Below are 10,543 nucleotides of genomic sequence, written 5' to 3'. Positions count from 1 at the left end.
TACGGGGGACCGAAGCACCTTCTCGGGGTTATCGGCCAAAAAGAGTGGATGGGTCGGGTGTGTCATCCGCGTCCTGCCCATCCTGTTCTGAGCCAGAGGCCTTCGGCTGGGTCGAGGCCGGTGTCGTAGAGGGTGCGGCTGATCTGGTCGTCGGGTTCGGGGGCGACTGGTGGTTGATCGATGGGCCCGGCGAGGTCGAGGGCCTGCTCGAGCGGGAGTTCGTGCAGGGTGAGGAACCACTCGACCGCGCGGCGGCGGTGTTCTTCGGTCATGCCGCGGTGGCGGCGGAGCAGGTCTCGGATCTGCGCGTTGAGGCCTTCGAGCGCGCTGGTGGTGCGCGGGTTGCCGTAGGTGATGTGGGTGAAGATCAGGTCCTTGCGGACCACGAGCCGGACCAGGAGCCAGGCTTTGCGGAGCCGGTCGTGGGTGTATCCGAACCGGCCGTTGCGGAGCAGGGTGCGTTCGCTGGTGAGGTGCCCGAATGCCTGCCACCATTGCTCGAGTTGCAGTTGCCAGTCGATCGCGGTCTGTTCGTCGCGGACGCCGCTCAGGTCCATCACGAGGCGGTGCAGGGCACGGCCGGCGGTGGTGCGGGGGTTGCGGGTCAGGTGCCGGGTGGTGTTTAGCTGCAGGTGGAACAGACACCGCTGATGCACTGTTTCGGGCCAGCACTGACGTAACGCGGACGGCAAGCCAGAACCGCCGTCGGAGACGAGCACAGCCGGTGCGGGGATCTGTTCGAGTAATGCTTTCCAGGCGGCGGTGGTCTCGCGGGCGCACCACTGCCAGGCCAGGACCCGGCCCGTGCCAGAAAGCGCGATGAGTAGGCACCAGGTGCCGATCCAGATCCCGTCGACCAGCACAGCGTGGTAGATCGTTTCGACCGGCCCCAGCCGTGGGGTCAGATCCCAGCACCACGCGCTGTGACGGCGGAAGGAGCGTCCTGAGGCGGTCCCGTCGGTCTCGGCCTGCGTGTTCGTCCCAACCAGCCAGGTCACGAACCGGCGCAGCTGTTCACGGGCGGTGAGGTCCGGGCGGCGCCGGACCGACGACGCCCCGCATAACGGGCACCGCCACCGTTGCGTCCCCGACGGGTGCCGTCCGTTCTTGACGAGCTTCGTGCCGCATACCAGACAGGTGGTCGAGTTCGACGGAAGGCCCACGAGTAAGCCTCGCAGACCATACCAATCCCCGATTCACCACGTAATCACGCGGCTAGATCGAGACCTCATCCACTCTTTTTGGCCTATAACCCACCTTCTCTAGAACCAGGTGATGGGGATGATCACCGTCAGTCCGAGGCCGAGCAGGAAGATGCCGCTGCTCACGCCGATGAGGACCCACTGGGCGCGGCGGTTTCGGATCACCGCGGCGATACCGAGGAGGAAGAGCGAGATCGCCATCAGGACCGTGTTCAACGTCAATCGATCGCTGTACTGATTGGCTTCGTCGCCTCGAGCGAGCAGAGTTTCAGCCTCGGCATCCGTCTCCGACCATCCTCCGAAGAGCGCTTCAAGGTAGTCCTCTGAACCCTGCGGATCGGTGTAGGTCGTTGGGTCTGCCTCGTTCTCGGCCTGAGCCCTCGTGATCGCGGCGTCCAGGTCGTCTGAGACGCTCGTGAAGTACAACTGGTCGTACTTCTCCGATGCTGTGGCAGCGAGGTTCGGGTCTGCGCTGCCCATCTCGATCTGATACTCGAAGAGGCGTGTCAGGGTCTCGGCATCCTGCACGTACTGCTGGTTGGCTTCGAGGTAGAGCGACTCGGCCTCGGTCTGGGCTGCACCGCCGCGCGAGTACGCGGCGGCTTGTTGACCGCCGTACAACGCCGCTTGGAAAGAAACGTACGCAGTCGCTACCGAAACGACGCCGAGGAGGATGACGATCAGCAGTTGCAGATCGTCGAGAAACGATCGGCGGGGTGCCGGGATCGCATCGGGAGAGTCGGGCATGAGCGAGATCGTACTGCCTCTGGGAGGCCGCTCAGCATAGGCGGGTGGGGTGGCGAAACGCGCTCAGCTGTAGACCGAGGTAATGCCCAAATACTCCTCGAGTGAGAGCCCGCTGTTGTACACCGCCGTCGCAGTGTCAACGCCGAGGTAGCGCAGGTGCCAGGGCTCCCAGATGTATCCGGTCACGCCCTCTTTGCCCTGCGGATAGCGCACGATGAAACCGAATCGGTGCGCGTTGGCGGCGACCCATTGACCCTCGGGTGTGTAGCCGAACGCTTCCGTGATGGTGTTCAGATCGAACGCGAGGCCCGACTGGTGCTCGCTGTGCCCGGGCCGCGCCGAATAGCGGTCAGCGGCAGCCGAACCGTCGCGGGACGCATAGCTGTTGTAGACCTTGACCTGCGTCGCGTACGAGCGGAACCCGCTCGCGATCCAGAGGTTGTGGCCCACGGATGCCGCTTCCGCCCGCATCCGCTCGAACGCGGCGAGCGTGTCGCCGGTGAGCCCGTTCCCGTACCAGCTGGGGAGGCGATAGGTCTTGTTGACGATCAGGATGCCGTTGATGTACGTGGGCTGAACGCCGTCGTCCCCGCCGCCACTGTTGCCCCGCGCCTGCGCAGCCTCAGCTGCGGCTTGCGAGTCTTGGACCGCGGTCCATGATTGCTGGTACGCCCCGATCCGCTGCGACGCGCTACCAGCCGCCGGGTCGCCGAGCGCGGCGACCGCGGCAGCGTACGCATCCTTGGTCTCCTGCGAGGCAAGACTCGGCACCTCGACCGCTGCGCCGTGAGCTGCTGCCGACGCAACGACGGCGTCGATGTCGGCCAACGCCGCAGTGGTGGCGGCCTCAAGCTCCGAGGTCGACTGCTCAGATGTGTCGGCAGTCTCCGTCAGGAGGGCCGTATCCTCGGTGAGCGATTGTGCCTGCGCGAGCTGCGCCTCTCGGCCTTCGGGTACGTCTGGCGTCGAGCGCGGGTCGGGCGCGGTTGTCGTAGCCGTCACCTCACCCGGCGCGGCGATCGTCAGCAGCCCCGCCGCGACTAGTGCATCCAACGACGCTCGCAGCGCGTCGAGCGTTGCTGAGTCCTGCAGCATCTCGGCGTTCGTGACCTCGATGACCGTCGATGCCTCAGCGGCCGCAGCGATGGCATCCGTCTGGGCGGCACTGAACGCGGATGCCGATTCGTCGACGGCTTCTCCGGAGGCTACCCACTCAGCGAGTGCCTCATCGAAGGCGGCACGGGCCTTGGCGTTGTCGGTCGTGATCGTCCCGACGACGCCCGCCGTAGTGAACACCGCCGCGAAGCCGAGGAACGTCCGGCGCGCTATAGCGCGGTCTTTGCGGTTTGCCCCCATGAACACCAGGGTAGTGTGCGCCGGAGCGGGTACCGTGAAAAGGTGAGCGCGGCAGGTCGTCAAGGATTTCACGCGGGGCGCCGCGGAGAGCACGCCGGCGTGCTCACGACGCTCGTGCGCACGAGCCTCGCCACGGGAGCTGCCGCAGCCCTCGCGGTGGGTGCTCTGGGTGTCGCCCCCGCTGCAGATGCCGCCACCTCCACGCCCGGTGAATCGCAAGCACCGGCGGGCGAGGTCGTCGTGATCCCCGGTACCGCCGCGAGTGTCACGACGCGCGCAGCCGCGGCAGTCGCGGCGATGAGCCTGAACGAACGCGCAGCGAGCGTCATCATGGGGCACATCCCGACCACCGACCGGGGCGTTCTGCGCGATTACATGGCCACCACCGGGGTCGGCGGATTCATCCTGATGGGCGCGAACGTGCCCGGAACCGAAGACCGACTGCGCGAGATCACCGCGGCGCTCACGGTCGATCCTGCCGTTCCGCCGCTCCTGGGCATCGACCAGGAAGGCGGCGATGTGTCGCGTCTGCCCTGGGACGACTTTGCTTCCTCGGTGACGTTGAAGTACGAGCCGCCGGAGGCTACCGAGCTCGCTTTCGCCGGACGCGGAGCTCTCGTGCAGCGGGCTGGAATCTCGGTGAACTTCGGTGTCGTCGCCGACATCACCGACGACACCGGCATGTTCATCTATCGCCGCGCGCTCGGCACGACTCCCGAGAGCGGCGCCTCGCACGTTGCGGCAGCCGTGGTCGGGGAGGAACCCGAGGCCCTCTCGACCCTCAAGCACTTTCCCGGTCATGGCGCAGCTCCCGGAGATTCGCACCGCGGCATCCCGTCCACGATGGAAAGCTACGACCAGTGGCTGCAGACGGATGCCGTTCCCTTTGCGGCCGGCATCGAGGCGGGCGCCCCGCTGCTCATGTTTGGCCACCTCGCCTACACCTCGATCGACCCGAACCCGGCGACGCTCTCGAGCGAGTGGCATCGCATCGCGCGCGAAGAACTCGGCTTCGATGGCGTCGCCATCACGGATGACCTGGGGATGCTCGAGGCGTCGGGCCTGCGCGAGTACCAGGATCCCGTCGCCAACGCGGTAGCCGCGCTGGCCGCGGGGAACGACATGTTGCTCTCGGTGCTCGGAACCGACGCGCAGACCGCCGCACAGCTGACGGCGGGAATCGTCGCGGCGGTGGAATCCGGTGCACTTCCCGCGGCGCGGCTGGACGAAGCCGCCGTGCGGGTGATGACGATGCGACTGCAGGCGGCGGGTGCCGGTCGCGGGCTTGTGCCCTGCTCGTCGTGCGCGCCCGTGTCGTGATCCCCGTCGTCAGGGCAGCGGAGGCCCGGGAACGGGTTCGATCAGCGCGGGGGAGTTGTTCCGGACGTTGCCGACGTCGGCGCTGACGGGATACGCCTCCAGCGTGTCTGCCACCGTGGCTGCAGCATCGACTGCGGCATCCAAGATGTCTCGCGGATAGTCGACAGTGGGATCGAGCCAGGCATCGGCGTGATCGGGACCCATGAAGACGGGCATCCTGGCGTGGAGCGAGCCGAGTCCACCGGCGGAGGCGCGGGTGAGGATCGTGAACGAGAGCACCCACCGGTCGTCTGCGTCTTCGGCCTTTGACGGGTCCTTCCACCATTCGTAGAGCCCGGCGAACAGCAGCGGGGCGCCGTCGGCGGGGTGGATGAAGTACGGGGTCTTTCCGGCGTCAGTGCGATGCCACTCGTAGTAGCCGGTCACGGGGACGATCGCGCGTCGCTTCTCGAGGGCAGCGCGGAACATCGGCTTATCTTCGAGCTCCTCGGAGCGAGCATTGAACGCCCGCGCCCCGATCGAGAGGTCCTTCGCCCAGCCGGGAACGAGGCCCCAGCGCGCAGCTTCCAGCCGCCGAACCGGGGGTTCGGACTTCGCCGAATCGAGCACGACGGCAGCCTTGTCGGTGGGAGCGACGTTGAAGGACGGTCCGGGCAGGTTATCGCCGACGAGGTCGACCCGCAGCATCCCGACGAGTTCGGTTCCAACGCTTGCAACCACGAACCGTCCGCACATGCGGCAAGCCTACGCGGGGGATACCCCAGCGTCCTGGAGGCGATCGAGCAGGCCCGCACCGTCGGATGCCGTAACCCACGGTACTTCGGCAGCCGAGTGGTCGTTCACCGCGGTTCGGCCGCCAGCGAGCACGGCTTCGGCGGGGGAGAGGCGGCGGATCGCGACTGCTGCCACGTGGCCCGGGTTCTCGCTCGCGAAAGCCGTGTAGATCGCATCGTCGTGCTGCCCGTCGTCGCCCACGAGCAACCAGCGGATGTCGGGGAACTCCTCGGCGAGGCGCTGCAGACTGTGCTCCTTGTGGGCTCGTCCGCTTCGGAACCATCGGTCATGGGTGGGGCCCCAGTCCGTGAGCAGCAGCGCTCCTGGCGGGAAGAGGTGGCGTCGCATGAATCGCACCAGCGTCGGCGCGACGTTCCATGCCCCCGTCGACAGGTACACGACGGGAGAGCCGGGGTTCTCGCGCGCAAGCCGCTCGAGCAGCACCGCCATGCCCGGAACCGGCTGTCTGGCGTGTTCGTCGACGACGAAGGAGTTCCATGCCGCAAGAAGTGGACGCGGCAGTGCTGTGACCATCACGGTGTCGTCGACATCCGAGATGATGCCGAAGCGCGCGTCCGGTGCGACGACGAATACCCGTGATTCAACGGGAGCGCTGTCTTCGACCGTCATCGTGAACGTCTGCCAGCCCGGCGGAAGCGTGGCGTCGAGAACGACATCCACGACGCCGCCCCGGTCTGCTGCCACGGTGTGAGTCTTGCCTGCGACGGTTATCTGCACGCTGGCGAAGCCGACCGGAACCGCCAGAAAGCTGCGCCAACCTCGAACCGAGGCATACTCGCCGCCGCCGCGCGGTTTACGCGGCGGAACGATCAGTACTCGTCCGAGAACCCGGATCCAGCCATCGCCGCCGTACCCCGCGAACGGGGTCACCGTCGGCTTGTGGCCGCGCGCGCGGGCACGTCGCTCCCGCCAGGTGTGGAATCGTCGCTCAAGCCGTGCGAGCCACAGGATCTTGGGGGGCGCGGGGGTTTCCTCCGGTCCGGGCACCCGTTCAGTCTGTCATGCCATCGGCAGCCGGGTTCCGTGTGGCGTCGCCGACGGGACTGCTCTCGTCATCCGCATCCATGTGCCGCCGCTCGATGCGATGCAGCACCTTCTTGCCCAGGTAGATGGCCAGGATGAACAGCGCGATCGCTCCGACGAAGATGTACCCGGCGTAGTGGGCACTGTCGGCGAGGTCGCGGTAGGTTCCCGCCGCGGCCGACGAGACCGACACGTAGATCGTCGCCCACAGGATGCATGCCGGCGCTGTCCACGCGAGGAACCGCCGGTAGGGGTACCCGGTCATTCCGACCGTGAGTGGAACGAGAGAATGCAACACCGGGAGGAACCTACTGAGGAAGATCGCGATCCCGCCGCGTCGATTGACATACAGCTCGGCTCGGATCCACGCACGCTCGCCGATGCGGGCGCCGAGGCGGGAATATCGGATGCGCGGACCGAGGAAGCGCCCGAGCCAGAATCCGATGCTCTCGCCGATGAGGGCGCCGATCACGACGGCGACGCCGAGCGCGACACCCTCCCACGGGCCGGCGACGGCGGTCCCAGCAATGATCACGATCGTGTCGCCCGGAACGACAAGTCCGACCAAGACGCTGGTCTCGAGCATGATCGCAAGGCCAGCCACGAGTGTGCGCACTACCGGATCGACTGCCTGCACCGTATCCAGCAGCCATGTGAGCCACTCGTTCATTCTTGAAGCGTAGAGCCGCCGACAGCGTTTAGCCTGTGAGGCGTGACCACGCCGCAGTCGATCGTTCCGTTAGCGGCATGGCTCGACCCAGAGCGAGTCTTCTGTGGATGGGCTCATCGCTTCGAGAATGCGTTCTGGTTGGATGCCGGACCCGGTGCGACCTCAGCGCGGAGTTGGGTCGGTATCGGTGAGTCAGTCGCCTCAACCGTCGTCGAACAGGTGGTCGTGCGGGGAAGTGTTGCCGAAGACGATTCGCGCTCGGATGAGCGCGGTCCGAGGCCGGGCGGATGGGTCGGATGGTTCGCGTACGACGGCGGGGCCCGGCGAGCCGGCGCGCCGACTCTCTCGGACTCGGATGACGAGACCCGATGGATGCGGGTGCGCGCTGTCGTCGAGTTCGACCACGCGACGTGCCGCGCGACGGTATTCGCGGGAGGCGACGCTCGAGAACTCGCCACCGAACTCGCTGCACTGCCGCATCCGGGTGCTGTCGGGGAGCCGACGCCGGTCGTCGCGTCCTCGCGGCACGACGCGGCCACGTACGCGGCTCTGATTGAGCAGTGCCGCGAGCAGATCCGCCAGGGAAACGCGTACCAGCTGTGTCTCACGACGCGATTCGAGGTGGAAGGTGCCGTCGATGCGGTGGCAGCCTACCGACGCCTTCGACGGGGCGTCAGCGCTCACCATGGCGGTTTCGTGCGGATCGCCGACCGCGCGCTGCTGAGCGCGAGTCCCGAGCAGTTCCTCAACGTCGACCGCGGCCGGGTGCGCACTCACCCGATCAAGGGCACCCGTCCCCGCTCTGCCGACTCCGTGATCGATGCCGAACTCGCCGAAGACCTGCGCACCGACGTCAAAGAGCGCGCGGAGAACGTCATGATCGTCGATCTGATGCGCAACGACCTCTCGCGCATCTGTGAGATCGGAAGCGTGACTGTCGAGCGGCTCTTCGATGTCGAGTCCTACCCGGCAGTACATCAGCTCGTGAGCACGGTTGCCGGCAACCTGTTTCCGGGCCTGGAGGTGGGCGAACTCCTGGGCGCGACATTTCCTGCCGGCAGTATGACCGGCGCGCCGAAGCTCTCGGCGATGTCCATCCTGCAGCGGCTGGAGGGCGCGCCGCGTGGCATCTTCGCCGGATGCTTCGGATGGGTCTCACCCCAGGGGGATCTGGATCTGGCAATGGTCATTCGCTCAATCGTCGTTGAGAACGGCCGCGCGTACGTCGGAGCCGGCGGCGGTATCACCTGGCTGTCGCATCCGCCGTCCGAGGTTGCGGAGGTCGTCGTGAAAGCCCGCGGACCGCTGGCGGCTCTTGGCGCATCCGTGCCGTCCGGTTGGACGATGGTCGCCCCGGACGCGTGATTCCAGGCATCCGGTAGCCTGGATGCTGCGCTTTCGCGTGTCTTCCCTGCATCCCGATTGGTACCCGTTACGTGAGTCAAATGGCCCCTACCGACACCGTTGCCGCCCACGGTCCCGAAGGCGGGTATGACCCGCAGGCGGTCCAGGCCAAGTGGCAGGAGCGCTGGGCGGCGGCCGACCCGTTCCGCGCTGGTGGAGCCGACGACACGCGCCCGCGCAAGTACGTGCTCGCGATGTTCCCGTATCCGTCGGGTGACCTGCACATGGGCCACGCCGAGAACTACCTCTACTCCGACATCGTCGCCCGCAGCTGGCGGCACCGCGGCTACAACGTGCTCAACCCCATCGGGTGGGACTCGTTCGGTCTGCCGGCCGAGAACGCCGCGATCAAACGTGGCGCTGACCCGCGCGAGTGGACGTACGCGAACATCGACCAGCAGAAGGCAGGCTTCCGTTCCTACGGGGTCTCGTTCGACTGGAACCGGGTGCTGCACACCAGCGACCCTGAGTACTACCAGTGGAACCAGTGGCTGTTCCAGCGGCTCTTCGAGCGCGGTCTGGCCTACCGCAAAGAGAGCCCGGTCAACTGGTGCCCGGTCGACCAGACGGTGCTGGCGAACGAGCAGGTCGTGGATGGCCACTGCGAGCGATGCGGCGCCGAGGTCATCAAGAAGAAGCTCACGCAGTGGTACTTCCGCATCACTGATTACGCCGATCGTCTGCTCGACGACCTGAACCAGCTTGAGGGCTTCTGGCCCCACAAGGTCATCCAGATGCAGCGCAACTGGATCGGCCGTTCAGTGGGCGCCGACATCGACTTCGAGATCGAGGGTCGCGACGAGAAGGTCACGGTCTTTTCCACGCGCCCCGACACGCTGTACGGCGCAACGTTCATGGTGGTCGCACCCGACAGCGATCTGGCTGCAGAGTTGGCATCCGGGTCGACGCCGGATGTGCAGAGCGCCTTCCGGGACTACCTCGAGACCGTGCAGAAGCAGACCGAGATCGAGCGTCAGAACACTGATCGCCCCAAGACCGGGGTTTTCTTGGACCGCTACGCCGTCAACCCGATCAACGGCGAGCGCCTGCCGATCTGGGCCGCCGACTACGTGCTGGCCGACTACGGCCACGGCGCGGTGATGGCGGTGCCGGCGCACGATCAGCGCGACCTCGACTTTGCACGGGAGTTCGGCCTACCCATCCGCGTTGTTGTGGACACGACCGCACCCGCCACGGGTGCCATCCCGGTCATCGGGGAGGACGGTCCGCTCTCGGAGGATGCCGATGACATCGAGTCCATCGATCCCGCGAAGACGGGGGTGGCGCTCACCGGTGAAGGACGTCTGATCAACTCCGGGTCGCTGGATGGCCTGAGCAAGCGGAACGCCATCGCGCGGATCACCGAGATTCTTGAGACTGCGGGCACGGGGCGCGCCTCGAAGTCGTATCGCCTCCGCGACTGGCTCATCTCTCGCCAGCGCTTCTGGGGTACGCCGATCCCGATGGTGCACACCGAGGACGGTCGTATCGTCCCGGTCCCCGAGGACGAGCTGCCCGTCAGGCTCCCCGACGCTCACGGCCTCGACCTGGCGCCCAAGGGTACGTCCCCGCTCGGGGGCGCTTCCGAGTGGATGGCTACCACCGACCCTGAGACCGGTGATCCAGCCCTTCGCGACCCCGACACGATGGACACGTTCGTCGACAGCTCGTGGTACTTCCTGCGCTTCCTGTCACCGGGCAACGACTCGGTTGCTTTCGACCCCGCAGAGGCGCAGCGCTGGGCGCCGGTGGACTTCTACATCGGGGGTGTGGAGCACGCCATCCTGCACCTGCTGTACGCGCGCTTCATCACCAAGGTCCTGTTCGACATGGGACTCGTCGACTTCACCGAGCCGTTCTCGAGCCTGATCAATCAGGGCATGGTGATTCTCGGCGGCTCCAAGATGTCCAAGAGCAAGGGGAATCTCGTGCTCTTCCACGAGGAGCTCGCGACGCACGGTGCCGATGCGCTGCGCGTGGCTCTTGCCTTCGCGGGCCCCGTCGAGGACGACAAAGACTGGGCCGA

General features: G+C 66.6%; 9 protein-coding genes. 3 read left to right on the top strand and 6 right to left on the bottom strand.

Annotation, left to right across the window (positions count from 1 at the left end):
- Nucleotides 1–62: 62 nt before the first annotated feature.
- The 3 genes from B3587_RS05300 to B3587_RS05290 form a co-directional block, all read right to left on the bottom strand.
- Nucleotides 63–1,163, bottom strand: coding sequence for an IS1249 family transposase (locus B3587_RS05300; RefSeq protein ID WP_292726937.1), 1,101 nt, complete (start codon nucleotides 1,161–1,163; stop codon nucleotides 63–65).
- A gap of 99 nt (nucleotides 1,164–1,262) precedes the next feature.
- Nucleotides 1,263–1,949, bottom strand: a complete 687-nt coding sequence (locus tag B3587_RS05295; protein ID WP_292726935.1) for a hypothetical protein — start codon at nucleotides 1,947–1,949, stop codon at nucleotides 1,263–1,265.
- 63 nt (nucleotides 1,950–2,012) lie between these two features.
- The gene (locus B3587_RS05290) at nucleotides 2,013–3,305 is read right to left on the bottom strand and encodes a M15 family metallopeptidase (protein WP_292726933.1); all 1,293 of its coding nucleotides are present in this window, start codon (nucleotides 3,303–3,305) and stop codon (nucleotides 2,013–2,015) included.
- A gap of 42 nt (nucleotides 3,306–3,347) precedes the next feature.
- On the opposite strand from B3587_RS05290, the gene B3587_RS05285 reads away from it, so the two are divergent.
- Nucleotides 3,348–4,625 carry a glycoside hydrolase family 3 N-terminal domain-containing protein gene (locus tag B3587_RS05285; protein ID WP_292726931.1) on the top strand — a complete coding sequence of 426 codons (1,278 nt, stop codon included), beginning with the start codon at nucleotides 3,348–3,350 and terminating at the stop codon, nucleotides 4,623–4,625.
- 9 nt (nucleotides 4,626–4,634) lie between these two features.
- Here the strand turns inward: B3587_RS05285 and B3587_RS05280 are convergent, their stop codons facing one another.
- The 3 genes from B3587_RS05280 to B3587_RS05270 are packed head-to-tail and all read right to left on the bottom strand — an operon-like array spanning nucleotide 4,635 to nucleotide 7,113.
- Nucleotides 4,635–5,360 carry an SOS response-associated peptidase gene (locus B3587_RS05280; protein ID WP_292726929.1) on the bottom strand — a complete coding sequence of 242 codons (726 nt, stop codon included), beginning with the start codon at nucleotides 5,358–5,360 and terminating at the stop codon, nucleotides 4,635–4,637.
- Between the two features lie 9 nt (nucleotides 5,361–5,369).
- The gene (locus B3587_RS05275) at nucleotides 5,370–6,407 is read right to left on the bottom strand and encodes an App1 family protein (protein WP_292726927.1); all 1,038 of its coding nucleotides are present in this window, start codon (nucleotides 6,405–6,407) and stop codon (nucleotides 5,370–5,372) included.
- 4 nt (nucleotides 6,408–6,411) lie between these two features.
- Nucleotides 6,412–7,113: a DedA family protein gene (locus B3587_RS05270; RefSeq protein ID WP_292726925.1), complete on the bottom strand. Its 702-nt coding sequence runs from the start codon at nucleotides 7,111–7,113 to the stop codon at nucleotides 6,412–6,414.
- Nucleotides 7,114–7,155: 42 nt separating this feature from the next.
- On the opposite strand from B3587_RS05270, the gene B3587_RS05265 reads away from it, so the two are divergent.
- Entirely contained in the window at nucleotides 7,156–8,478 is a 1,323-nt protein-coding gene (locus tag B3587_RS05265) for an anthranilate synthase component I family protein (RefSeq protein ID WP_292726924.1), read from the top strand.
- Nucleotides 8,479–8,558: 80 nt separating this feature from the next.
- A partial coding sequence (gene leuS / locus B3587_RS05260) for a leucine--tRNA ligase (RefSeq protein WP_292726922.1) occupies nucleotides 8,559–10,543 on the top strand: 1,985 nt, incomplete at its 3' end.

The sequence above is a fragment of the Microbacterium sp. UBA837 genome (genome assembly GCF_002296025.1).
Lineage (GTDB): Bacteria > Actinomycetota > Actinomycetes > Actinomycetales > Microbacteriaceae > Microbacterium.
This window is presented reverse-complemented; position numbering and strand designations above follow the sequence as displayed.

What these genes read in the sequence shown, in the direction of transcription:
- B3587_RS05295 (WP_292726935.1), bottom strand. Translation starts at nt 1,949, where the DNA reads ATGCCCGACTCTCCCGATGCGATCCCGGCACCCCGCCGATCGTTTCTC.
- B3587_RS05290 (WP_292726933.1), bottom strand. Translation starts at nt 3,305, where the DNA reads ATGGGGGCAAACCGCAAAGACCGCGCTATAGCGCGCCGGACGTTCCTC.
- B3587_RS05280 (WP_292726929.1), bottom strand. Translation starts at nt 5,360, where the DNA reads ATGTGCGGACGGTTCGTGGTTGCAAGCGTTGGAACCGAACTCGTCGGG.
- B3587_RS05270 (WP_292726925.1), bottom strand. Translation starts at nt 7,113, where the DNA reads ATGAACGAGTGGCTCACATGGCTGCTGGATACGGTGCAGGCAGTCGAT.